The sequence below is a fragment of the Sphingobium sp. genome (genome assembly GCA_035196065.1).
Taxonomy (GTDB): Bacteria; Pseudomonadota; Alphaproteobacteria; order Sphingomonadales; family Sphingomonadaceae; genus Sphingorhabdus_B; species Sphingorhabdus_B rara.
In genome coordinates this window covers 868,117-889,568 of sequence record CP136575.1, presented here as the reverse complement: position 1 = coordinate 889,568, position 21,452 = coordinate 868,117, and the positions used below count along the sequence as shown (strand labels likewise).

General features: G+C 58.5%; 26 protein-coding genes. 9 read left to right on the top strand and 17 right to left on the bottom strand.

The annotated features are described in order from the left end of the window. The first annotated feature begins 4 nt into the window (after positions 1 to 4). Positions 5 to 499: an asparaginase domain-containing protein gene (locus tag RSE16_04230; GenBank protein ID WRH77296.1), complete on the top strand. Its 495-nt coding sequence runs from the start codon at positions 5 to 7 to the stop codon at positions 497 to 499. Positions 500 to 505: 6 nt separating this feature from the next. Here the strand turns inward: RSE16_04230 and RSE16_04225 are convergent, their stop codons facing one another. Both RSE16_04225 and guaA read right to left on the bottom strand, forming a co-directional pair. Beyond that, entirely contained in the window at positions 506 to 1,153 is a 648-nt protein-coding gene (locus RSE16_04225) for a VTT domain-containing protein (GenBank protein WRH76681.1), read from the bottom strand. Next, positions 1,150 to 2,715 carry a glutamine-hydrolyzing GMP synthase gene (guaA, locus tag RSE16_04220; protein ID WRH76680.1) on the bottom strand — a complete coding sequence of 522 codons (1,566 nt, stop codon included), beginning with the start codon at positions 2,713 to 2,715 and terminating at the stop codon, positions 1,150 to 1,152. Before guaA ends, RSE16_04225 begins: the two co-directional genes overlap by 4 nt. 88 nt (positions 2,716 to 2,803) lie before the next feature. Between guaA and RSE16_04215 the strand changes: the two genes are divergently transcribed. Next, positions 2,804 to 3,190 carry a hypothetical protein gene (locus RSE16_04215; GenBank protein WRH76679.1) on the top strand — a complete coding sequence of 129 codons (387 nt, stop codon included), beginning with the start codon at positions 2,804 to 2,806 and terminating at the stop codon, positions 3,188 to 3,190. A 6-nt stretch (positions 3,191 to 3,196) separates the two neighbouring features. Here the strand turns inward: RSE16_04215 and RSE16_04210 are convergent, their stop codons facing one another. The 3 genes from RSE16_04210 to RSE16_04200 are packed head-to-tail and all read right to left on the bottom strand — an operon-like array spanning position 3,197 to position 4,712. Next, the gene (locus RSE16_04210; GenBank protein ID WRH76678.1) at positions 3,197 to 3,487 is read right to left on the bottom strand and encodes a zf-TFIIB domain-containing protein; all 291 of its coding nucleotides are present in this window, start codon (positions 3,485 to 3,487) and stop codon (positions 3,197 to 3,199) included. Positions 3,488 to 3,544: 57 nt separating this feature from the next. Further along, the gene (gloB, locus tag RSE16_04205) at positions 3,545 to 4,270 is read right to left on the bottom strand and encodes a hydroxyacylglutathione hydrolase (protein WRH76677.1); all 726 of its coding nucleotides are present in this window, start codon (positions 4,268 to 4,270) and stop codon (positions 3,545 to 3,547) included. 1 nt (position 4,271) lies between these two features. Further along, positions 4,272 to 4,712 (bottom strand): VOC family protein, encoded by a 441-nt coding sequence (locus RSE16_04200; protein WRH76676.1) that lies wholly within the window; start codon positions 4,710 to 4,712, stop codon positions 4,272 to 4,274. A gap of 194 nt (positions 4,713 to 4,906) precedes the next feature. Here RSE16_04200 and RSE16_04195 point away from each other — a divergent pair, with 194 nt between their 5' ends. Together RSE16_04195 and ggt are read left to right on the top strand one after the other, a co-directional pair. After that, the gene (locus RSE16_04195; GenBank protein ID WRH77295.1) at positions 4,907 to 5,617 is read left to right on the top strand and encodes an SIMPL domain-containing protein; all 711 of its coding nucleotides are present in this window, start codon (positions 4,907 to 4,909) and stop codon (positions 5,615 to 5,617) included. Positions 5,618 to 5,723: 106 nt separating this feature from the next. Beyond that, a complete protein-coding gene (gene ggt / locus RSE16_04190) occupies positions 5,724 to 7,517 on the top strand; it encodes a gamma-glutamyltransferase (GenBank protein ID WRH76675.1) in 1,794 nt (597 codons plus the stop codon). 51 nt (positions 7,518 to 7,568) lie between these two features. On the opposite strand, the gene RSE16_04185 is transcribed toward ggt, so the two are convergent. The 4 genes from RSE16_04185 to RSE16_04170 are packed head-to-tail and all read right to left on the bottom strand — an operon-like array spanning position 7,569 to position 10,945. Continuing rightward, the gene (locus RSE16_04185) at positions 7,569 to 8,306 is read right to left on the bottom strand and encodes an alpha/beta hydrolase (GenBank protein ID WRH76674.1); all 738 of its coding nucleotides are present in this window, start codon (positions 8,304 to 8,306) and stop codon (positions 7,569 to 7,571) included. 21 nt (positions 8,307 to 8,327) lie between these two features. Next, positions 8,328 to 8,582: a DUF6356 family protein gene (locus RSE16_04180; GenBank protein WRH76673.1), complete on the bottom strand. Its 255-nt coding sequence runs from the start codon at positions 8,580 to 8,582 to the stop codon at positions 8,328 to 8,330. Between the two features lie 51 nt (positions 8,583 to 8,633). After that, the gene (locus tag RSE16_04175; protein ID WRH76672.1) at positions 8,634 to 9,725 is read right to left on the bottom strand and encodes a M48 family metallopeptidase; all 1,092 of its coding nucleotides are present in this window, start codon (positions 9,723 to 9,725) and stop codon (positions 8,634 to 8,636) included. Further along, complete coding sequence (locus RSE16_04170; GenBank protein ID WRH76671.1) at positions 9,725 to 10,945, bottom strand: YjgN family protein; 1,221 nt, start codon at positions 10,943 to 10,945, stop codon at positions 9,725 to 9,727. Before RSE16_04170 ends, RSE16_04175 begins: the two co-directional genes overlap by 1 nt. Positions 10,946 to 11,149: 204 nt before the next feature. Between RSE16_04170 and thrS the strand changes: the two genes are divergently transcribed. From thrS to RSE16_04155, 3 genes are read left to right on the top strand one after another with little or no spacing between them, the layout of a single operon-like run. Beyond that, on the top strand, positions 11,150 to 13,147 hold the full coding sequence (gene thrS, locus RSE16_04165; GenBank protein ID WRH76670.1) for a threonine--tRNA ligase: 1,998 nt from the start codon (positions 11,150 to 11,152) through the stop codon (positions 13,145 to 13,147). Positions 13,148 to 13,171: 24 nt separating this feature from the next. Beyond that, positions 13,172 to 13,579, top strand: coding sequence for a DUF305 domain-containing protein (locus tag RSE16_04160; GenBank protein WRH76669.1), 408 nt, complete (start codon positions 13,172 to 13,174; stop codon positions 13,577 to 13,579). Positions 13,580 to 13,594: 15 nt separating this feature from the next. Further along, positions 13,595 to 14,389 (top strand): sulfite exporter TauE/SafE family protein, encoded by a 795-nt coding sequence (locus RSE16_04155; GenBank protein WRH76668.1) that lies wholly within the window; start codon positions 13,595 to 13,597, stop codon positions 14,387 to 14,389. Here RSE16_04155 and RSE16_04150 read toward each other — a convergent pair. Further along, positions 14,386 to 15,537, bottom strand: a complete 1,152-nt coding sequence (locus RSE16_04150; protein WRH76667.1) for an alpha/beta fold hydrolase — start codon at positions 15,535 to 15,537, stop codon at positions 14,386 to 14,388. The genes RSE16_04155 and RSE16_04150 overlap by 4 nt on opposite strands. 52 nt (positions 15,538 to 15,589) lie before the next feature. Between RSE16_04150 and RSE16_04145 the strand changes: the two genes are divergently transcribed. Both RSE16_04145 and infC read left to right on the top strand, forming a co-directional pair. Beyond that, complete coding sequence (locus RSE16_04145) at positions 15,590 to 16,273, top strand: VOC family protein (GenBank protein ID WRH76666.1); 684 nt, start codon at positions 15,590 to 15,592, stop codon at positions 16,271 to 16,273. A 150-nt stretch (positions 16,274 to 16,423) separates the two neighbouring features. After that, a complete protein-coding gene (infC, locus tag RSE16_04140) occupies positions 16,424 to 16,945 on the top strand; it encodes a translation initiation factor IF-3 (GenBank protein ID WRH76665.1) in 522 nt (173 codons plus the stop codon). A gap of 7 nt (positions 16,946 to 16,952) precedes the next feature. Here the strand turns inward: infC and RSE16_04135 are convergent, their stop codons facing one another. Genes RSE16_04135 through RSE16_04105 form a run of 7 tightly spaced genes read right to left on the bottom strand, consistent with a single transcriptional unit; the run spans position 16,953 to position 21,338 of the window. Beyond that, entirely contained in the window at positions 16,953 to 17,708 is a 756-nt protein-coding gene (locus RSE16_04135) for a sulfite exporter TauE/SafE family protein (protein WRH76664.1), read from the bottom strand. Between the two features lie 14 nt (positions 17,709 to 17,722). Further along, positions 17,723 to 18,349, bottom strand: coding sequence for an SURF1 family cytochrome oxidase biogenesis protein (locus tag RSE16_04130; GenBank protein ID WRH76663.1), 627 nt, complete (start codon positions 18,347 to 18,349; stop codon positions 17,723 to 17,725). Then, a complete protein-coding gene (locus RSE16_04125) occupies positions 18,346 to 18,744 on the bottom strand; it encodes a DUF983 domain-containing protein (protein ID WRH76662.1) in 399 nt (132 codons plus the stop codon). Before RSE16_04125 ends, RSE16_04130 begins: the two co-directional genes overlap by 4 nt. A gap of 16 nt (positions 18,745 to 18,760) precedes the next feature. Continuing rightward, positions 18,761 to 19,648, bottom strand: coding sequence for a cytochrome c oxidase subunit 3 (locus tag RSE16_04120; protein WRH76661.1), 888 nt, complete (start codon positions 19,646 to 19,648; stop codon positions 18,761 to 18,763). A gap of 39 nt (positions 19,649 to 19,687) precedes the next feature. Further along, positions 19,688 to 20,254, bottom strand: coding sequence for a cytochrome c oxidase assembly protein (locus RSE16_04115; protein ID WRH76660.1), 567 nt, complete (start codon positions 20,252 to 20,254; stop codon positions 19,688 to 19,690). After that, entirely contained in the window at positions 20,251 to 20,436 is a 186-nt protein-coding gene (locus RSE16_04110) for a hypothetical protein (GenBank protein WRH76659.1), read from the bottom strand. Before RSE16_04110 ends, RSE16_04115 begins: the two co-directional genes overlap by 4 nt. Beyond that, entirely contained in the window at positions 20,433 to 21,338 is a 906-nt protein-coding gene (locus RSE16_04105; GenBank protein WRH76658.1) for a heme o synthase, read from the bottom strand. The genes RSE16_04110 and RSE16_04105 overlap by 4 nt, the downstream gene beginning before the upstream one ends. Between the last annotated feature and the right edge of the window lie 114 nt (positions 21,339 to 21,452).

The window sequence follows — 21,452 nt, the reverse complement described above, 5'->3', positions numbered from 1 at the left end:
TGCCATGACAGAGCAAGGCATATTGATCCTCACCACCGGCGGAACGATCGACAAAAATTATTTCGATGCGCTGTCGGAATATCAGATTGTCGATAGCGGCATCCCCGCCTTGCTCAAAGAGGCACGCGTGGAATTGCCTTATCGGTTGGTCGAAGTGATGCGCAAAGACAGTCTGGAACTCACCGACGCCGATCGCACCCTCATCGCCGCTGCTGCTCGCGAGGCCCCGGAAACACGCATTGTTATCACCCACGGCACCGATACGATGACCGAGACCGCGAAGCTGCTAGCGGCGGACGTGCCGGACAAAACCATCGTGCTCACAGGTGCACTCAGCCCTGCCCGCTTCGCCGAAACCGATGCGCCCTTCAATCTGGGTATGGCATTCGCAACCGCCCAAATGGCTCCGCCCGGAGTTTGGATCGCGATGAGTGGTCAGGTGTTTAATGGCCTGAAAGTCAGGAAAGACCGTGCGGCAGGGAAGTTTGTAGCGATCTGAACAGATTTAAGACGGGCGTCCCAACCACCACCGGTAAGTCAGCCATGCGCAAAGTGGCAATATGACTGCACCCAACATTGCGAGCCCGCCTGAATTGGTCGACATCGCCGCAGCCCCAATTCCTGCATAAACGAATGCGACCGCCAGATTGGCCAACCCCGTCAGCAGCAGGAAAAGCCGAAGCGGCATCGCTGACATGCCTGCTGCAAGCGATGCCAATTCGGCGAACACCGGAACGGGTCGCGACAGGATCAAAAGGAGAGGCCCAAAACCCGCAGCAACACGGTGCGCACGCTCAAGTTCCTGTTCACCCAACAACCGCCGTGCGAGCGGCCGTGCAGCTATTGCGCCCGCGCCATAGCCCAATAGGCTTGCTGCCATCAGGCCGATCCAGATCACTGCCATTCCACCCGCAAAACCGAATATTGCCCCGGCAAGTGTATTGGTAACGCCGTTGGGAACGGGAAGGAAAATATCGAGCGCAAGCGCTGCAATGATAAGTGAAGCCACCATCATCGGGTGGTGCCGCGCCTTATCAGCGGTGGCATTGGCGATCTGTTCAATCTGGTCCGCAAAAACCAGCGGCCCGAGCAGGACCAAGGCACCGATCGCAGCAAGCGCCAGCCAGCGCCCCAAGGGGCGATGGGCGCTCACTCCCACTCAATCGTACCCGGCGGCTTTGACGTATAGTCATAAACTACACGGTTGATGCCCTTCACCTCGTTGATGATGCGGGTGGCGACACGGCTGAGGAAGGCAGCATCGAAGGGGTAGATATCGGCAGTCATGCCGTCGACCGACGTGACGGCGCGCAGCGCGCAGACGCTGTCATAGGTACGGCCATCGCCCATCACGCCGACGGTGCGGACGGGAAGGAGCACGGCGAAGGCCTGCCAAATCGCGTCGTAGAGGCCTGCATTGCGGATTTCCTCCAGATAGACCGCATCGGCCTTGCGCAGGATATCGCAACGTTCCTTGGTGACTTCACCGGGAATACGGATGGCAAGGCCCGGACCCGGGAAGGGATGGCGACCGACAAACTGGTCATTGAGACCAAGTTCCCGGCCCAATGCACGCACTTCATCCTTGAACAGTTCGCGCAACGGTTCGACCAGTTTCATGTTCATGCGTTCGGGCAGACCGCCAACATTGTGATGACTCTTGATCGTCACAGACGGCCCGCCGGTGAAGGACACGCTCTCGATCACATCCGGATAGAGCGTGCCTTGCGCAAGGAAATCCGCGCCGCCGATTTTCTTCGCTTCTTCTTCAAACACATTGATGAATTCCGCACCAATGAATTTGCGCTTTTTTTCAGGGTCGGTGACGCCCGCAAGACCCGCCATGAAGCGTTGCTCGGCATCGACGACGACGAGAGGGATGTTGTAATGGTCGCGAAACAGGCTTTCGACCTGTTCGCGTTCATTCAGGCGCAAAAGACCATGATCGACAAACACACAGGTCAACTGGTCTCCGATGGCTTCGTGGATCAGGATGGCTGCAACCGAGCTGTCAACGCCGCCAGAAAGCCCGCAGATCACCTTGCCCGAACCGACCTGTTCGCGAATCTCGCTGATCTTGGTCGCCCGGAATTCGGCCATGGTCCAGTCGCCAGCAAGCCCGCATACCTTGTGCACGAAGTTGCCGATCAGCTTTGCGCCATCGGGGGTGTGGACGACTTCGGGGTGGAACTGGATACCATAATAGCGCCGCGCCTCATCCGCGATGAAGGCATAGGGGGCGCCATCGCTGGTGGCGACAACATCGAAACCGGGCGCAAGCCGTGTCACCTTGTCGCCATGGCTCATCCAGACCTGATGCTTATCGCCGGCTGTCCACAGACCGTCAAACAGGCCGCAAGGCTGCTGCACCTCAATAAAGGCGCGGCCAAATTCGCCGCCGCCTTCGCCGCCGCCTTCAACAAGACCGCCAAGCTGCATCATCATCGTCTGCTGGCCATAGCAAATGCCAAGGACGGGCAGGCCGCTGTCGAACACGCATTGCGGCGCACGCGGGCTACCTTCGTCGGTGGTCGATGCCGGACCGCCAGAAAGGATGATGCCCTTTGGGTTCATACGGTGAAACGCAGCTTCGGCCGAATTAAACGGAGCAATTTCCGAATAGACCCCCGCCTCACGCACGCGGCGTGCAATCAACTGCGTTACCTGGCTGCCGAAATCGATGATCAGGATGGAGTCGGAAGGCTGTATCGTCATGGCAGCGCGTTAGTTGCGAACCGTCGCGCTGTCCAGTTGCCAGTCGCCAATCGCGCCGGTAAGAAAGTCGTTGAGAGGGGAAAATTTCATGACAATAGCATTGCGTATCATCATCAGCCTTTGGGGCCTTGCATTCGGGCTTCTCGCCATTCGCGGACTTATCGACCCGCAAGTCTATGTCGACCAGTTCGGGATTGAAGGCAAAGGTGCGGCGATCAACACGCTGCGCGCCGATTTTTCGGCCTTTTTCTTGGTGTCGGCTGCCTGCGCCCTTTACGCAGCTGCCAAGCCGGAAAAGGCGGTGCTGCTATATATACCAGCTGTGCTTTATGGCACGGCGCTCGCCGGACGGCTGTTTGGCCTTGCAATGGGCGATCCGCTGGCACCAGCGACGACACAGGCGATCACGGTGGAGGCGATCAGCATGGTGCTGATGCTGTTTGCCGCACGCCAGCTTGGCAAGCGCGCGGCCTGACAGGGGTCAATCGAAGATATCCTTCAGCCAGTGCTTCGGCTTTTTATACCGATATTCCTTGTGCCCAAATGATGGCGCATGGCCATAGGGCTGGGCGGGATATGGGGCAGGCGGGGCACCGGGCTGCACTTGGGGCGCCGCGCTTCGTTCGATGATCTTGTCTAGTTCGCCGCGGTCGAGCCAAACGCCACGGCATTGCGGGCAATAGTCGATTTCGATGCCTTCCCGGTCGCTCATTGCCAAGGGCACACGGCAAACGGGGCAGGGCATGGCGGCAACCTGATCGGATGTACGCATGACAAACACTCCTCTTCGTCCCCCGACGGGAATGAAGTGGGGTGGATCAGACGCGATTCAACCCCGGTCTTTTGCCGCGCGCCTTTCTGCCAGTTCTGCGACGGACGATGCGCGCATGAACGGATTGGTGGCCCGTTCGAGCGCGATCGTCGTCGGGACGGTCGGTTCGCCCCGTTCGCGCATCGCGGTCACTTCGGCCATGCGGCTGACCAGTGCGGCATTTTCGGGCTCAACGGTCAGAGCGAAGCGGCCATTGCTCATGGTATATTCGTGCGCGCAGTAAATGCGCGTTTCGTCGCCGAGCACCTCCAGCTTGCGCATATTGGCAAACATCTGTTCGGCTGTCCCTTCGAACAACCGCCCGCAGCCCATCGCAAACAGGGTGTCGCCAACAAAGGCGGCGCGGTCCTCGGCGAAATGATAGGCGATATGGCCGGCGGTATGGGCTGGGACATCCAGCACGCGGGCGGTGACCGAACCTAAGGCTATGGTGTCACCTTCGCTGACAAGCCGGTCGAGCGTCGGGATACGTTCGGCCTCTGCCGCAGGACCAGTTATCGTGCAGCCTGTAGCCTCACGGATGGCAGCATTGCCGCCCGTATGATCGGGATGCCAATGGGTGTTCCAGATCTGCGTGATCTGCCAGCCGCGCTGCTGCGCCTCGGCCAGCACCGGCTCGGCAACTGCAGGATCGACCGCCATCGTCTCGCCGCTGACGGGTTCATGCACCAGCCAGACATAATTGTCGGACAGAACGGGAATGCGGACGATCTCCAAAGGCATGTTACCAACTCCCTACATTTTCCATGCTCGCCCACGGTTCTTGGGGCTCCAGCCGACCTTCCTGCAGCAATTCGACGGAAATGCCGTCGGGCGACTTCACAAAGGCCATATAGCCGTCGCGCGGAGGGCGGTGAATGATGTGGCCTGCATCGGCCAGAGCAGCGCAGGTTTCGTAGATATTGTCGACGCGATAAGCGAGATGACCGAAATTCCGGCCACCGCCATAGGATTCGGGCGCACTGCCATCTTCGGGCGGCCAGTTGTAAGTGAGTTCGACCTCAGCGAGCCCCTCCTGCCCTTCGGCGGCGAGGAAGATCAGCGTGAAGCGGCCCTGCGCGCTTTCAAAGCGACGCACTTCCTGAAGGCCGATCAATTCAAAGAAGGCGACCGTCGCATCAGGGTCGGAAACACGGATCATGCTGTGCAGATATTTGGTGGGCATATTCAACTCATCGATGTTAAGGCACGGTTCATCGCAGCGGTTTTATTCGCCAATCTGCGCTGGGTCGGCGCGAACATGGACCGGCAGAGCGGCCGACGCAAGGGGCGGACAGGTGCCACGGAACGAAACTGAGGGAAGGATTTTCCGATGGGCGAGATCGACAGCGCAAATAGCGATCAGGGATTTTCGATCGACTGACGGCCAACAACGGCAAGGCCCGGCTTGCAGGCGCGGGGCTGATCGCGATCGGGCTGGTCGCAGGCGGCTGGCTGATGGGCGACGGGCTGGTTCGAATGAAACAGGCTGACCGGGCGGTTACCGTGCGCGGACTTGCCGAGCGCGAAGTGACGGCAGACCTGGCGACATGGACGATCAGCTATTCGGCAAAGGCAGGTGACCTGCAAACCGCACAATCCGATCTTGACGGTGACACACGGGCGATCCGCACCTTTTTCGGCGAGCTGGGCTTCAAGGGCGATGACCTCCAACCGACGGGCGCCAACGTCTCGCAATATAATGAAAATGGCGTAGCGACCTATACTGTCAAGCAGCGTTTATCGCTGCGCACGACCGACATCGGCAAGGCGCAGGCGGCTGTGAAGCGGCAATTCGACCTTGTGAAGCAGGGCGTCGAACTGGAGGAAGGTTCGGGCATGAGCTACACTTTCACCAAGCTCAATTCGATCAAGCCCGAAATGGTCGCGCAGGCAACGCGCGATGCGCGCAAGTCGGCCGAACAATTTGCCAAGGATAGCGGCACCGATGTGGGTAGCATCAAATCGGCTACGCAGGGCTATTTCGAGGTGACTGCACGCGACGGCGATGCCTCTGGCGGATGGGGCGTATCGGACACGCCTTTCAAAAAGGTGCGCGTGGTCACGACTGTCGAATATTATCTCGATTGATCGGTCTGGCGCGCACCAACTGGATCTTGGCGCAAAGTTGCGAGCCTGCTTGCGGCCGATGCCGCAAGGCGATACGCGTTGCGCCCTCCAGATGAGGAACTGTTCCATGCGCAAACCGATCACACTTTTATCCCTGCTGCTCGCCGCCACCCCGCTTGCCGCGCAGACCGTGCCCAAGGATCAGGGCGACCGCTATTCGGGTGCGGCAGGGGCCAGCCGCTCTGCAGTGATCGCGCAAAACGGCATGGTCGCAACCAGCCATCCCCTCGCCACGCAAATCGCGCTAGATGTTTTGAAAGACGGAGGCAGCGCTGTTGATGCAGCGATTGCCGGCAACGCCGCGCTGGGGCTGCTCGAGCCGACGGGCAACGGCATTGGTGGCGATCTGTTCGCGATCATCTGGGATCCGAAGACCGGAAAGCTTCATGGCCTCAACGCCAGCGGCAGAGCGCCAAAGGGCCTGACGCCGGAACAGTTCCGGAAATGGATTGGGACCAAACCGTTGTCAAAGCGGGATGAATCAGGAACCATCCCCGATTGGGGTGCAGCGTCGGTGACAATCCCCGGCGCGGTAGATGGCTGGTATGAAATGCATGGTCGTTTCGGCAAGCTGCCCATGGCACGTATCCTCGCACCGACGATTGACTATGCCCGGAAGGGCGCGCCGGTTCCGGAACTGATCGCGCGCTATTGGAAATCCAATACCGAGGGCTTTGTGGCATTGAAGGCCGAAGGCGCGATCGAAGAAATTGACAATATGTCCAAGGTCTTCCTGCCCGGCGGCAAGGCCCCGGAAGAAGGCGATATTTACCGCAACCCTGATCTGGCACGCACGCTGCAAACCATTGCCGAAAAGGGTCGCGACGCATTCTACAAGGGGGAACTTGCGCAGGCGATGGACGGTTATTTCCAGCGCATCGGAGCGCCGCACCGGTTGGCAGACTTCGCTGCGCACAAAAGCGAGTGGGTCGATCCGGTGTCGACAAACTATCGCGGCTATGATGTCTGGGAAATCCCGCCCAACGGCCAGGGCATTGCCGCGCTGCAAATACTCAATATCCTCGAAGGCTATGACCTGAAGGCGATGGGCCGCGCGAGCGCCGATTTCTGGCATGTGTTTGTCGAAGCGAAAAAGGCGGCCTATGCCGATCGGGCGCGCTTCTATGCCGATCCCGATTTCGCCAGGATTCCTTTGAAGGAACTGCTGTCAAAGGAACGTGCCGCAAAACAACGCGCGGGCATCGATATGGCGAAGGTCACGCAGAGCGACCTGCCCGGTCTGCCCATCGACAGCGCTGCCAAGGACACGATCTACATGACCGTCGCCGACAAGGACGGAATGATGGTCAGTTTGATCCAGTCCAATTATCGCGGCATGGGATCAGGCCTTATTTCCGATGACGGAAAGGGTGGCACGCTGGGCTTCATGTTCCAGGATCGCGGCGCGCAATTCAATCTTGACCCCAAACATGCGAACAGTTGGCAGCCGGGCAAGCGGCCGTTCCATACGATCATCCCTGCCTTCATGACCAAGGATGGAAAACCCGTGCTCAGCTTTGGCGTGATGGGCGGCGGGATGCAGCCCCAAGGGCATGCGCAGATCGTCGTCAACATGATCGATTTCGGGATGACGGTGCAGCAGGCCGGAGATGTCGCCCGTTTCCATCATGACGGATCAACCGACCCTGAAGGCGGCAAGGCTATGACCAGCGGCGGCGTGATCGAGATCGAGACCGGTGTGCCGCAATCGATCGCCGACGAACTCACCCGCCGCGGGCATAAGGTGAAATATAGCGTCGGACCCTATGGTGGCTATCAGGCGATCTGGCGCGATCCGGAAACGGGCGTTTATTGGGGGGCAAGCGAATCCCGCAAGGATGGGCAGGCAGCGGGCTACTAAGCCAGATTGACGGCATTTGGGACTACTGCACAGAACTGCGGCAAGCAGTCCCTACCCGCAAGCCACCTCCGCCACGGTCGCAAGCAGCAACGCCACATCTTGCGCGCGCGATAGGCGATGGTCGCCATCCTTGATCAGCATAACCCTGACGTCCGAAGACCGCAGCGCAGCGGCGAGCTTCAGTGAAATTTTCCATGGCACATCGGCATCCGCCTGACCATGGAGCAGACGCACTGGACAGTCGATCGCGATTATCCGGTCGAGCATCAAATTGGCCTCGCCCGATTCAAACAGGTCGCGCCAGGTTGGCGTTGGGTCAGGGCCATAGGGATTGTCCTCATAGACGACCCCATTGGCGATAAGTGTTGCGCGGCGCGTCTCGCTGAAACCCCATTGGGTAAAATCGGGTGCCGGCGCAATGCCGACCAGTCCCGCCAACCGGTCACCCAATGCCTCGCCGATCATTAGCATCAGCCAGCCGCCCATAGACGATCCAACAAGCACAACCGGCCTATCGCTGAGCGCTTCAAGCATCGCGAGCACATCGTCGCGCCAGCCCGTCAACGTCTGGTCGGCAAAGTCTCCCTCGCTCAGCCCGCATCCGGCATAGTCAAGGAGGAGGCAGGCGCGGCCATTTGCTGCAGCCCAATCGAGCATTGCGGTCGCCTTGCCGCCCGCCATGTCGGACATATATCCCGGCAGGAACACCAGCAACGGCCCGGTACCATCAACAAGGCGATAGGCGAGTTTGATACCGTCTGCGCGGGTAAAATGAAGGATTTCTGCCATATGCTTCAAATGTGAGTCGGTTCAAATAACCCAGTCGACCGTCAGCATCTGGCTGACCTCCTGCCCCTTGGCACGGCGCTGGACGACCATGATTGCGTTGAGCCGCTCGATCGTGCGGCTGCCGGTGGTTACGCACCAGCCGGGAACAACCGCATGCACCAACGCGCACAGTCCGCCCCAGATCATCGTCACACCAAAACGGCCGGCAACCATGAAATGTTCGGCATAGCTTTCATCGACGCTGCGGGGATGATCGATGAACAGGCGCTTGAACATGGGTGTCTCCAAATGACGATCGAAACGAAGCGCCTTCAATAGCTTTGCATCCTACCCGATGTCAAAACCCCAACCCGATTTCACATCCCGGTCCTGCGCGCACATCGTCTTCAACTCGGTCCATTCGGCAGGGGTCAGCGCCGGCACATAGTCCTTGCCCTTAACGACGCTCTTTTCGAAAAGCTTGCGCCGCTCGTCCGACAAGGGGTGGCTTGAACTATAGCTGGCAATGGTACGCACCTGCCGGTCCCGCATCTCTCGGCTGCCGTCAAGCGCGGCGAGACGATTGAAGAAATCAGCCGTGGCAACTGGCGATATCCTCGCCTTGTTCAGTGCGCCCATCGAATGTTCGTCAGCCTCACGTTCCGCATCGCGCGTGTAAGTGGTCGACAGAAGGCTGTTCAACGTGCTGCCGCCGCTGCCGTCAAAGCCGCCGAGGACAACGGCAAGGCCCATCTGCCGGAGCAACCCCTGCATGACATGCCGTTCGCGGACATGCCCGATTTCATGCGCAAGCACGCCCGCAACCTCATCAGGTGATTTGGCCTGATCGAGCAGCCCCTGAAACAGTATCACCCGCCCGCCGGGCAGCGCCACCGCGTTCAGCATGTCGATATTGGCAACCTCTACCCGCAGATCCTGCGGCTTGTTATCAAGTGCGCCGGTGAGTTTGGTCAATGCGGCCTTGCCTTGGCGTGTGTCACAGAACCGCCCGCCAAAATCGCCGACAAGCGCATTGCCCAATTGCCGGTCGACGCTCACCGGGATCAGCGGCGCCAGCCATTGCGGGGACAGCAGCACCACCGCCACCACCGCCGAGCTAATCGCTGCAAAGGCGATGCTTGCCTTGCCCAGCCCCAGCCGATCAATCCAGCCGCCATAAACCTTGGGCGCGGGCAGCAGCGGAACGAGTTCAGCAGGAATGGTGCCCCGCACCCCCAGTCGCCAGCCATCCTTGCCATCAAGGCCATAGACCTGCGCGTCGGGCTTTTTTTCCTGAAAGCGGAGATCGTCAAACTGGAAGGGGCCATGCCGCCTTTCGATTTCGAGCAGATAGAATTGCCGGCCGATCGTCTGGATTTCGACCTTGCGGCGCACCGCGCTCTGTCCGTCGAAATGCCAGGCGTCGAAAAAAGCCGTCATCAGATCGCCCCGACATCAAAGGCATCAAGCAGCCCTTCGCCATGCGACGAAGCCTGCGTTTCCGATTGGGTCATTTGGTCAAGATTGACCTCGCCATAGGCTTCGGTGTGGGTGACGAAAAATTTCCAGCTGCGATAGCGCACAATCGATGTGGCAAAGGCAATTGGGATGATCGCGAGCAGCACTCCGATGATCACACCTGCCGACAGGAAAGATTCTCCGGTCTCGATCCGCTGCGCAAACTGCGCAATGTCGGTGGCCACAAGCAGCGCAAAAGGCATGACTGCAAATCCATAAGCGACCGCATAAATTGCAAGATTAGCCAGCCAGAAGAGGATCCAGTCCGGCGATCGCGCAGTGAAGGCAAATTCAAGGTCGCCAAGCCGCAACGCGCTGATCGCAACGCGCATGAACTTGGAATAATAGAGAAGAGCGGCAATTGGCATGACGATGTAAAGTCCAAGGACAGCCAGCACGACCATCACCGCCGCAATCGCACCGCCCGCCGCAAAGGGATCACCGCCGCTATTACCCGACATCCCCATGGTGATGCCAAGGATGAAGGCCCCGCCAAAAAGCAGGAAGGGGAAGAGGTAGAACAGCAGGTAACGCTTCATCAGCGCCTTCCAATCGGCACTTGATTCGAAGCGATAAGGGCCGAAGCTCATCTTGTTCCATCGCTCGTTCCAGAGTGACATACTGGCCCAAGGGTAGAGCAAATAGAGCGGAATCGCGGCGACAACATTCCTCCAGATATAGGACCAGCCATAGGACCAGCCCTGATTGTCGCTGCCGCCCCTGATACCGCGCCAGTAAGTGCGGCTGAGCCGGTAACGCAGCGCGCGAAAATAGGCGAGGCCGACGAGATAGAAGATCAGCAGGAAGAGCAGGATAACCAGCACTGCGGCCGCGGCCGGCTGCCCCTGCAAGAGCATGCCTTGCAGCACGAACTGGATCAGCACGATCGGGATCACGATCACAAAAAAGACCATGATGAAGCCGATGAACAATTCCAGTCCGCGGCCCGTCCATTCGAGCGGCTCATCAATGAAGCGCGTCTGCCCCCAAAGATATTGCCGTTCGCGCGTCGTCGCCCAGAAACGGTAGAAACCAAGGGTGACCAAAGTCAGCAGGACATTGGGCAGCGCGATCTTTGCAAAATCCGTCCAACTTCCGTGGAACGTGACGGCACTCGGCGCCCTCGCGTCATTGTCTGTCATCGCGCTCTGCCCTCCCCTGATCGATACCGCGCATTGGTGCGCGATGGCAGCAGCGGTTGTCAAGCAAGGCAGGTGACGCGATGTAAAATCGATAAGGAATATGGGGTGGCCACCTTGCTTGATCTATCGCGTTCCGCCCTTGCGGCCTGCCCCACAGACTGGCAAAGGGTCCTCTCCAATCAATCCTGAAAGCTAGTATTCCCGATGTCTGATATGATCCGCGTCACCCTTCCCGATGGCTCTGCCCGTGAAGTCGCGCGCGGGACTACCCCCGCAGACATTGCCGCCGCAATCGGGCCCGGTCTTGCCAAGGCAGCGATCGCCGCGCGCATCGACGGCGAAGTGCGCGATATCATGCGTCCGTTGGACGCCGATACGCAACTCGCGCTGATCACCTCCCGCGATGAAGCAGACGCACTTGAGCTCGCACGCCACGACTTTGCCCATGTCCTTGCCGAAGCCGTTCAGAAACTGCATCCAGGAACGCAGATCACCTTTGGTCCTGCGACCGATGACGGCTTTTATTATGACGTGATGGCACCAGCCAGCCGCGGACCATTTACCGAGGATGACCTTCCGGCAATCGAAGAGGCAATGCGCGAGATCATCCGCGCCGACAAACCGCTGCGCCGCGAAGTGAAAAGCCGCGATGAACTAATCGCAACATGGACCGCTGCGGGCGAAAGCTTCAAGGCCGAATGGGCGGCCGAATTGCCCGAGGGCGAGGAACTCTCTGTCTACTGGTCCGGCGATGACTGGATGGACATGTGCCGCGGACCGCATCTGGCCTCGACCGGCAAGCTTGATCCGGCAGCGTTCAAGCTGACCCGCGTTTCGGGTGCCTATTGGCGCGGCGACCAAAAAAATGCTCAGCTGACGCGCATTTACGGCACTGGCTGGCTCAACAAGAAGCAGCTCGACGCACACCTCATCCGCCTTGAAGAAGCAGCGAAGCGCGACCATCGCCGCTTGGGTGCAGAAATGGACCTGTTCCACCTGCAACAAGAAGCGCATGGCAGCGTCTTCTGGCATCCGCATGGCTTTGTCGTGTGGCGTCAGTTGGAAGCCTATATGCGCCGCGCAATCGATGATGCCGGCTATCGTGAGGTCAAGACACCACAGGTGATGGACGCGCGCCAGTGGGAACAATCAGGCCATTGGGGCAAATATCGCGAAAATATGTTCGTCATCCCTGACGAAGTGCCCAATGTCGATGACGAAGGCCCAGTGATTTCCGGCGAGGCCGACTGGATGGCGCTGAAGCCGATGAACTGCCCGGCACATGTCCTGATCTTCCGTCAGGGTATCAAATCCTACCGCGACCTGCCTTTGCGGCTTTACGAAAATGGCTGCTGCCATCGCAACGAGCCGCATGGCGCGCTCCATGGCCTGATGCGCGTGCGACAGTTTACGCAGGACGACGCCCACATCTTCTGCCGCGAAGACCAGATCGTGCAAGAGGTGCAGGATTTCTGCGCGCTCGCAGACCGGATCTACAAGGATTTCGGCTTTACCTATTCGATCAAGCTGGCGCTGCGCCCCGAAAAGCGCTTCGGCAGCGACGCCGATTGGGACAAGGCCGAACAGGAATTGCGCGACGCAGTCGTCAAGGCCGGCCTCGCGACCGAGCAATATGGCTGGGAAGAACTGCCCGGCGAAGGCGCATTTTACGCACCCAAGCTCGAATGGCATCTCACCGATGCGATCGGCCGTACTTGGCAGGTCGGCACGATCCAGTCCGACCGCGTGCTGCCCGAACGTCTCGACGCAAGCTATGTCGGTGAGGATGGCGCAAAGCACCGCCCCGTCATGCTCCACCGCGCGATCTTTGGCAGCTATGAACGCTTTATCGGCATCTTGATCGAACATTATGCAGGTCGCTTCCCTGCCTGGCTGGCACCGGTTCAGGCGGTTGTGGCGACAATCGTTTCCGATGCCGACGCTTATGCCAACCAGGTCAGCGAAAAGTTGAAAGCCGCAGGGATCCGCGTTGAAACCGACCTTCGTAATGAGAAGATCAATTACAAGGTGCGCGAACACAGCCTTGCTAAGGTTCCGCATCTGCTGGTCGTGGGCAATCGCGAGGCCGAAGAGGGCAAGGTCGCAATTCGCACCTTGGGCCAGGAAGGCCAGCGGATCATGTCGATTGGCGAAGCGGTCACAATGTTGATCAGCGAAGCAACACCACCCGATTTGCGTTAATCCCCTTTCAAGAAGGAGACGATCATGAAAGCCCTTCCCTTTCTCGTGGCCCCGCTATTGCTTCTTGCCGGCTGCCAACAGCCCGCGACCGAAACCACCGATGCCGCTGCAGACGCAACCGCCAATTACAACGTAGCGCAAAAGGCCTATTCGGCTGCGAACGACAAAATGCACAAGGCGATGGGGGTCAGCATTGATGCCGATGCCGACATCGCCTTCATGCAGGGCATGATCCCGCATCATGAGGGCGCCGTCGAAATGGCCAAGGTCGCGCTTGAACATGGCAAGGATCCAGAAGTCCGCGCGCTCGCCCAAAAGGTGATTGCGGCGCAAGAAGCCGAGATCAAGGAAATGCAGGCATGGCTCGACAAGCGCGGCGCCAAGCCCGCAGTTGCTGACGGCGAAGTCGACCATGAGGCGATGGGGCATTGAGCCTGTGAGCGCGGCATGGGGGACAATGCCGCAAGACATCTTGCCGACGCAATGAACTGGGCCGGCCTGCTCGGCGGCTTTGATCCGCTTACCTTTGCCGCAGCGCTGATGCTCGTTTTCGGCGCGTCACTGGTGCGCGGGCTGACGGGCTTTGGCCTGGCTATCATCCTCGTACCATTGCTCGGTTTAATCGTACCTCCAACCGATGCCGTTGTGATTTCAATCCTGCTGCAATTGCTTGCAGGGCCGATCGGGCTCAAACAAATCCTCGCCAATGGTGAACGATCGACCGCTTTCCCGATTGCCGCCGCAGCGATGCTGGCGACCCCGCCGGGTGTCTGGCTGCTTTCAGTCACGCCGCCCGATGTAGCGCGTCTTGCCATCGCACTGATCGCACTGGCCGCGTTCGGTATGCTGTTTGTGCCCGCTAAGGCTGGCGCAGTACCGGGCCGAAAGGAAAGTGTGACAACAGGGATTGCGGCGGGCCTTCTCACCGGCTTTGCCTCCATGCCAGGGCCGCCGGTTGTGCCCTTCTACATGCGCCGCCGGCTTCCACCAGCCATTGCTCGCGCCTCAATGTTGATGGTCTTTTTTGCAACCGCAATCGCCGGCAGCATTGCCGCCTTTGCGATGGGTGTTGCGGACCTGCACCTCCTCTGGGTTTCGCTCTTATTCTACCCGGCCCTTTATATCGGCACACGTTTGGGCGAGCTCGCCTTTGGTCGAGTGAGCGAGCCTGTGTGGCGGACGCTGGTGGGAATCATCCTTGGTGTCGCAGGCGTGGCAGCGATTATGCGGCTGCTCAACTAGCCGAATTTCCGGGCGATCCAGTCGCTGCAAAGTTCAACGGCAACCGGCAACAGCTCTGGCCGTTCAATATAATAATGGTCGGCCCCTGCGACATCGGCATACTCCTTGTCCGCATGCCCAATCGCCGCGAACAGCCGTTGGGCGTGGCTTGGGGTGCAGGCAAGGTCGGCAGTGTTGTTGATCACCAGCACCGGGCAGCTGATCCGTGCGGCATTGCCGAGGCCGGTCGCGTTGGTATCGTCATAGCTCCATTGCGACAGCCAGCTGCGCAACGTCGTAAAACGCGCGAGGCCTACTGGTCCATCATTGGCGACCTTGGGCACGCCGAGATAGCATTCATACGACCGCCGATCCGAAGGATCCTGCGAGGGGTCGGTCCAGCGGACATCGGCCATCGTCCCATGAACGACAAAAGCGCGTTCTGCATTAGGGGTATCGCTTGCTTGGATCGCAGCCAGTTCTTCCTTGACCCAAGCCGTGATCCGCCGATTGCGTGCAATTTGCGCGTTGCGGAATCTAGCCACATAGGCGTCATCATAGGGTGCCTTGTTGGGGTTATCCGGATCATAGATGTTAAGATCCGTATCGCGATCGAACGGTTTGTTCTCATCGAGAATAGACGGGTCGATCCATTCGGTCAGCGTCATCGCGCGGCTGACATGCGCAGCGAGCAACATGATGCCATCGACCTTAGGCATTTCGATTGCGGTAAGGTCGTAAGTGTCGCCTGCGGGTGTATGAGTGATTGTGGGGTTCTCTGCCTGATCCTGATAGAAAAGCGACATAGATCCACCACCAGACCATCCGCCCAGAATGATCTGTTCATAACCAAGTTTGTCGCGGGCATGACGCAAGGCGGCGGCAAGATCGCTGATGCATTTTTCCATCACCAACGCTGTATCGTTGCCACGATAGCGAGGGTTCACATAGAGAATGTGGTGTCCGCCTACGGCAAGTGCTGTTACCAACGGCAGGAAAGAACCGCCGCCGATCGGATGGGTGAAGACGATGGCGCGCTTGGATGGCAAATCCTTGGGCCTGATCGCCATGCACTCAACGAAAACCGCACCTCCTGCGCCGCCATAAACATCCTTGAAGGCCGATTCCTCCTTGTAGACCAATGCGTAAGGCGTCCGCACGATTTCCATTTGGCAAGCTCTCCTCGTTGCGGCACATTGCTCCGCAGGAGAGGAAAAGCAAATGGTTCAACCAACAGGCATTCATCATATCGCAGTGATGACCGGCGACATGAAACGCCAAATCGAGTTTTTCTCCGACGTTCTGGGTGCGCCGCTGGTTGCAATTTTTGACATGCATGGCGTTCCTGGTGGCATTCATGCCTTTCTGAAGCTCGATAGCGGCTGCTATTTCTCGCTGGTGCAGTTGCCGCAAACGGCAGACACCCCGATAACAATGGGTGTGACCCATGCAGGCACCGGTGCCGGGAATAGTGCTCCCGGAACTATGCAGCATCTGGCCTTCCATGTCGAAAATGAAGATCGATTGCTGGCAATGCGCGACCGGATCCGGACCAAGGGTGTCAATGTTATCGGTCCGCTCGATCATGGCATGTGCAAATCGATCTATTTCGGCGGGCCCGAACATTTGACGCTCGAAGTTGCCTGCCCCGGAATGACGGTTGCGCCAGATCGCTGGATCGATCCGACGGTATTGGCAAAGATCGGAATCAGCGCGGAAGAGGCAGAGGCTTTTGCGAATCCGGATGGTTATGATGGGGCTGACGGGTCAGTTGCCCAGCCACCTTATGATCCGGCAAAACCGCATCTCGGCTATCCTGCGGAAGCCTATAGGACCATCCTCGCTCTATCTGATACGGCACTTGCTGCAATGTTTCCGCATAGCGAGCCTCCAGTGCCGGCTTGAAACGGCCCCGTCGAGCAGCCCGTTGCAACGCTAGCGCATAAAACGCGCGCCGATTGCGCGCCCCCCTTTATTTGCGCACCGATTCGCGGTAAGGGCGGCTCAATCTAGATTTTAGGAGTATTTGCTATCGCTGCCCCAGTTCAAAGGCGAATGTTGACGCCACCGGTCAAAAGTGGACCGCGCTATAATGAATTCATCCAGAGCGACAAGGTTCGCGTCATCGATGAAGAAGGCGAAAATCTGGGGGTGATGTACACCCGCGAAGCGATTGCCCAAGCTGCCGAAGTCGGCCTCGACCTTGTTGAGGTATCCCCCAATGCCGACCCGCCGGTCTGCAAATTTCTCGACGTCGGCAAGTTCAAATATGAGGCCCAGAAAAAGGCCAATCTTGCCCGTAAGAGCCAAAAGACGCAGGAGATCAAGGAGATCAAGATGCGTCCGAACATCGACGATCATGACTATATGACGAAGATGAAGAAGATCGTCGAATTCATTGGCGAAGGAGACAAGGTCAAGGTGACCTTGCGTTTCCGCGGTCGCGAAATGTCGCACCAGCAGCTCGGCATGGCGTTGCTGCAGCGTGTGGCCGAAGACATGACCGAAACCGCGAAAGTTGAGGCTTACCCCCGCCTCGAAGGCCGGCAAATGCTGATGGTGCTCGCGCCCAAATAAGGCGCGCCTACCAAATAGCCTGACGAATCAACTCGGCTCCCAATATAATCATCAGCCCGCTGACAAGCAGTTGGAAGCGTGCTGGTGAAACGCGGCGTACAAGAAAGACGCCGGCAGTGGTGCTCGCGATCGCCACAGGCGCGAACAGCAGAGCTAGGCCAAGAGTTTCACGGTCAAACTGGCCCAATTGCCAATAGGCTGGCACCTTCATCCAATTAATGATCGCAAAGAATATCGCGGCGGTTCCCGCATAAATGGTGGGCGTCATCCCGCGTCCAAGTGTCCACGCCTGAAAGGGCGGGCCGCCGGCATGGGCGATATGGCTGGTAAAGCCGGCAACAACTCCCCACAGGCTGCCGACCCATTCAGGCAATGGCTTTCCAACGCGCAGGCGCCGTCCATAATAGGCTGCAAGCCGTTCAATTCCGAACAGCAAGGAGATCGCGCCAACCGCCCCCTTGACCCAGTCAACATTGACGGCGCTGGCAAGAGACCAGCCCATGAAGATGCCGACAGCGGCGCCGGGCACCATCCAGACGAGCACGGTGCGATCAAAGCTTTTGCGGAATGACCAGACGCCGACAACGTCCTGAAGGATCAAGATGGGCAACAGCATCGCCGCGGCCTTGATCGGATCCATCACCAGCACCAATAATGGCGTGGATGCAGCACCCAAGCCCGAAAAGCCCCCCTTGGCTAAGCCGACGAGCGTGATCGCAAGTATTGCGACCGCGTAAAACAGCGGGTCATGGGAAAATATCACTGTCAGATTTCGCGTCAGCCGGCCTGCCGTTTGCGAAGCGCAAGAAGATAGATGATCGCGGCAGCCGCGGCGAACAAGAACCACTGTACAGCATAAACGAGATGGTTGTTGGCAACATCCTCGGGCTTGGGTTGCGAAGGCGCGCGCAAACCTTCGACCGGGCTCGTAGCGATCAACATCGGGCGCAGCACGACATCGCTCCCAAGCGCCTTTTGAAGCAGGCTGCGCTTATCAGGTTCGGTGACGATCAAGCCGGTCACGGCACCGCCGGTCCATGCAGGCGTCAGATCAGGGCGGTCTGCAACGCCTGCAAGCACGAGAATGCCGGGACCTTCAGCTCCACCTGCGGTGCATTCCGCAATATATCGGATGCCGCTGCGACCTTGTGCGTCCTTCCCTGCACTTGCCTGCCAGCGGACGACCTTGAGGCACGTGACAGTGGATTTCCGGAACATCGACATATCCGATACCGGACCCAATGCAGGATAGCTGATTTCAGACTTGGCACGATTGGCGGCATAGAGAGCGATCAGCGCCTCTTTTTCACCCTTGCGCTGCAACTGCCACACACCGAGCGCGACCATCACCACCACGGCGGCCGCAACGATGATTGTGGCGACGATCGGAAAGCGGATCTTCATTCTTCCGGGTCCTTATCTGCGAGCTTGCCCTCGCGGGCCTTGTTCCGATGCTCTGCAATCAGCAAGGCCCCTTTTGCGATGCGAAGCGAGAACAGCACCATCAGGCTGGTAACCGGCACCCAGATCAGGACATGGACCCAGAAGGGTGGTCTCACCGCAACATCAAGCGAAATTGCAGCCGCGATAATCAGTGCGCCCAGCAACAGGGTCAAAATGGCGGCTGGCCCATCCCCCACATTGAAAGCCGAATAATCTAGCCCACAATTGTCGCATCGATCGGCAAATTGCGCTGGGGCAGCGAACAGCGTTTTGGCACCGCATTCCGGACAAAGGCCAAAAAGGGCAGCCACGGCGATGCCAGGCTGCCCTTTTTCGGTTTCTTCTATGTCGGTCATAGGACCTAACTGCCGATCAATGGACCGGCGCGCCCCATCCACCCCAGACATAGATGGCGATGAAGAGGAACAGCCAGACGACGTCGACGAAGTGCCAGTACCAGGCCGCTGCTTCAAAACCGAAGTGCTGCTTCGGTGTGAAGTGACCCTTATAGGCGCGTCCAAGGCAGACCATCAGGAAGATCGTTCCGACAATGACGTGGAAACCATGGAAACCCGTCGCCATGAAGAAGGCTGAGCCATAGTTCAGACCGGCAAAGGGGAACGGTGCGATGGCATATTCATAAGCCTGGATGCAGCTGAAGAGCAGGCCAAGACCGATGGTCACCCAAAGACCGTTGATCAGGCCCTTACGGTCGCCATTGATCAGCGAGTGGTGCGCCCAAGTTACGGTAGTCCCCGAGCAAAGCAGGATCAGCGTGTTGAGCAAAGGTAGGCTGAACGCGTCAAACACCTGCATGCCCTTGGGCGGCCATTGCTTGAATGCCTCAGCGCCTTCCTGCCCGATCATGTTGGTGACGGCAAAGGCGTGGGTTGCATGGTCGATTTCGATCTGCAGGGCCTTCGGGAAAAGCGAGAAATCAAACCAGGCCCAGAACCAGCCTACGAAGAACATCACTTCTGATGCGATAAACAGGATCATGCCGTAGCGCAGGTGCAATTGCACCACCGGCGTGTGATCACCGGCATGGGCTTCACGGATGGTGTCCGCCCACCATGTCCAGAAAGTATAGAGCACGCCTAGCAGGCCTGCACCGAAAATTAGGCTGCCATAGCTGCCCAATTCCTTGGGGTGCATCCACATCACCAGCCCGAAGAACATGGTGAACGCCGCAAACGAACCGATGATCGGCGTCGCGCTCGGCGGGAGGATATGATAATCGTGGTTCTTGGCACCGGCCATTGCTTGACTTCCCTATTCCCTAACCTGTTTTTTTAGCCCTTAGCTTCCCGTTTCCGTCTCGTCCACGGGATAGAAGGTATAGCTGAGGGTAATTTCTTCGATGTCCTTGGTATCCGGATCGGTCATAATCTTCGGATCGACATAATAGAGTACGGGCATCCGCACCTGTTGCCCGGGTTGCAATATCTGCTCGGTAAAGCAGAAACATTGCACCTTGTTGAAATATTGGCCTGCTTGAGCGGGGCTGACGTTGAACGTCGCCATGCCCTTGACCGGCTGATTGGAATTGTTTTTCGCAATATAGACCGACATGTCACGTGCGCCGATGCTGACCGTATCGGTCGGCCTTTCGGGTCTAAAGTCCCAAGGCAGGTCGCGCTGGTTCGCGTCGAAACGAACAACGATGGTCTTGTTGCTTACAGGAATCGTCGCAGCTTGCGCTTCGCTGACCCGCATCGTCGTTCCGCCAAATCCTGTGATTTGGCAGAAAATGCGGTAAAGCGGCACAGCAGCAAAGCCCATGCCCACCATGGCAACAGCAAGGCCGCCAGCCATGAGGCCCGTCTTCAGATTGGATTTGGGCTTCGGATTGGCAACGTCATTCATCCCCATACTCCGACTTTAACAATGGTGATTGCAAAGAATAGCACACAAAGACCGATCAGGACGACGCCCATGACGTTTGAACGGCTGGCCTGACGCTCGCGCACCTGACGGCTTTCATCAACGCTGAGGCTGCCTACCATTCGCGGGCCCATGTCGACGGGCTTTTTTTCCTGTTCGGTCATGCCAACAGCATCCTATCGAGCGCAAGCGCTGCAAAAAGTACGAAAAGATAGAGAACCGAATAAGCGAAGAGCCGCTTTTCAGCCTTCATTTCGGCGGCTTCCTTGGTCTCGCTGCGCCAGACAGGCAAAGCCAGCGCCAGAAACAGCAGATTGAGGACGACCGACACACCGCCGTAGATCGCGCCCGTCATTCCCATCAGCCAAGGTGCAATGGCAACAATGGCGAGCACCCAGCTATATCCGAAAATCTGGTTGCGGGTGACGCGCTGTCCGGAAACATTGGGCAACATTGGGATACCGGCCGCGCCATAATCGGATTTCATGAACAGTGCGAGCGCCCAGAAATGCGGCGGCGTCCAAAAAAAGATGATGGCGAACATCAATATGGGGAGGATCGTGATGTCACCTGTCACTGCGGCCCAACCGATTACTGGCGGAAATGCACCCGCTGCGCCGCCGATCACGATGTTTTGGGGCGTATTAGGCTTTAGCCACATCGTATAGATGACGGCGTAAAACAGAATCGAAAAAGCCAGAATTCCGGCTGCCAGCCAACCCACGGCAACGCCCATGATGCCGACCGAAAAGGCGGCCAGCCCGATACCGAAATGCAGCGCCGATGTTTTGTCCATCCGCCCCGCCGGGAGCGGACGCGATGCCGTGCGCTGCATCTTGGCGTCAAGTTCGGCTTCGTACCATTGGTTCAAAGCACCCGAAGCTCCGGCGCCGGTCGCGATGCACAGGATTGCGGTAAAGGCGATCACTGGGTGGATCGAGCCCGGCGCGGCCAATAATCCGCACAGTGCCGTAAAAACGACAAGGGACATCACCCGGGGCTTGGTCAGCGCCCAGAAATCCTGCCAACGGGCAGGCAATCCGATGTCATGCGTTGTCGTTGTCATCTGTTTTCCTACCCCTGACGTTACCGTAAGGAGCCAGGTTCGGGCCTTGGAACAAGGGAAGAGCATGGCCCAAGGCGCGCTTCCCTCTCTCCTCCCGCATGCAGCGTGCACGCG

Excerpts from the sequence above, each read along its gene's own strand:
- RSE16_04230 (WRH77296.1), top strand. The coding sequence starts at position 5 with ATGACAGAGCAAGGCATATTGATCCTCACCACCGGCGGAACGATCGAC.
- guaA (WRH76680.1), bottom strand. The coding sequence starts at position 2,715 with ATGACGATACAGCCTTCCGACTCCATCCTGATCATCGATTTCGGCAGC.
- RSE16_04215 (WRH76679.1), top strand. The coding sequence starts at position 2,804 with ATGACAATAGCATTGCGTATCATCATCAGCCTTTGGGGCCTTGCATTC.
- RSE16_04210 (WRH76678.1), bottom strand. The coding sequence starts at position 3,487 with ATGCGTACATCCGATCAGGTTGCCGCCATGCCCTGCCCCGTTTGCCGT.
- gloB (WRH76677.1), bottom strand. The coding sequence starts at position 4,270 with ATGCCTTTGGAGATCGTCCGCATTCCCGTTCTGTCCGACAATTATGTC.
- RSE16_04200 (WRH76676.1), bottom strand. The coding sequence starts at position 4,712 with ATGCCCACCAAATATCTGCACAGCATGATCCGTGTTTCCGACCCTGAT.
- ggt (WRH76675.1), top strand. The coding sequence starts at position 5,724 with ATGCGCAAACCGATCACACTTTTATCCCTGCTGCTCGCCGCCACCCCG.
- RSE16_04185 (WRH76674.1), bottom strand. The coding sequence starts at position 8,306 with ATGGCAGAAATCCTTCATTTTACCCGCGCAGACGGTATCAAACTCGCC.
- RSE16_04180 (WRH76673.1), bottom strand. The coding sequence starts at position 8,582 with ATGTTCAAGCGCCTGTTCATCGATCATCCCCGCAGCGTCGATGAAAGC.
- RSE16_04175 (WRH76672.1), bottom strand. The coding sequence starts at position 9,725 with ATGACGGCTTTTTTCGACGCCTGGCATTTCGACGGACAGAGCGCGGTG.
- RSE16_04170 (WRH76671.1), bottom strand. The coding sequence starts at position 10,945 with ATGACAGACAATGACGCGAGGGCGCCGAGTGCCGTCACGTTCCACGGA.
- thrS (WRH76670.1), top strand. The coding sequence starts at position 11,150 with ATGTCTGATATGATCCGCGTCACCCTTCCCGATGGCTCTGCCCGTGAA.
- RSE16_04160 (WRH76669.1), top strand. The coding sequence starts at position 13,172 with ATGAAAGCCCTTCCCTTTCTCGTGGCCCCGCTATTGCTTCTTGCCGGC.
- RSE16_04155 (WRH76668.1), top strand. The coding sequence starts at position 13,595 with ATGGGGGACAATGCCGCAAGACATCTTGCCGACGCAATGAACTGGGCC.
- RSE16_04150 (WRH76667.1), bottom strand. The coding sequence starts at position 15,537 with ATGGAAATCGTGCGGACGCCTTACGCATTGGTCTACAAGGAGGAATCG.
- RSE16_04145 (WRH76666.1), top strand. The coding sequence starts at position 15,590 with ATGGTTCAACCAACAGGCATTCATCATATCGCAGTGATGACCGGCGAC.
- infC (WRH76665.1), top strand. The coding sequence starts at position 16,424 with ATGTTGACGCCACCGGTCAAAAGTGGACCGCGCTATAATGAATTCATC.
- RSE16_04130 (WRH76663.1), bottom strand. The coding sequence starts at position 18,349 with ATGAAGATCCGCTTTCCGATCGTCGCCACAATCATCGTTGCGGCCGCC.
- RSE16_04125 (WRH76662.1), bottom strand. The coding sequence starts at position 18,744 with ATGACCGACATAGAAGAAACCGAAAAAGGGCAGCCTGGCATCGCCGTG.
- RSE16_04120 (WRH76661.1), bottom strand. The coding sequence starts at position 19,648 with ATGGCCGGTGCCAAGAACCACGATTATCATATCCTCCCGCCGAGCGCG.
- RSE16_04115 (WRH76660.1), bottom strand. The coding sequence starts at position 20,254 with ATGAATGACGTTGCCAATCCGAAGCCCAAATCCAATCTGAAGACGGGC.
- RSE16_04110 (WRH76659.1), bottom strand. The coding sequence starts at position 20,436 with ATGACCGAACAGGAAAAAAAGCCCGTCGACATGGGCCCGCGAATGGTA.
- RSE16_04105 (WRH76658.1), bottom strand. The coding sequence starts at position 21,338 with ATGACAACGACAACGCATGACATCGGATTGCCTGCCCGTTGGCAGGAT.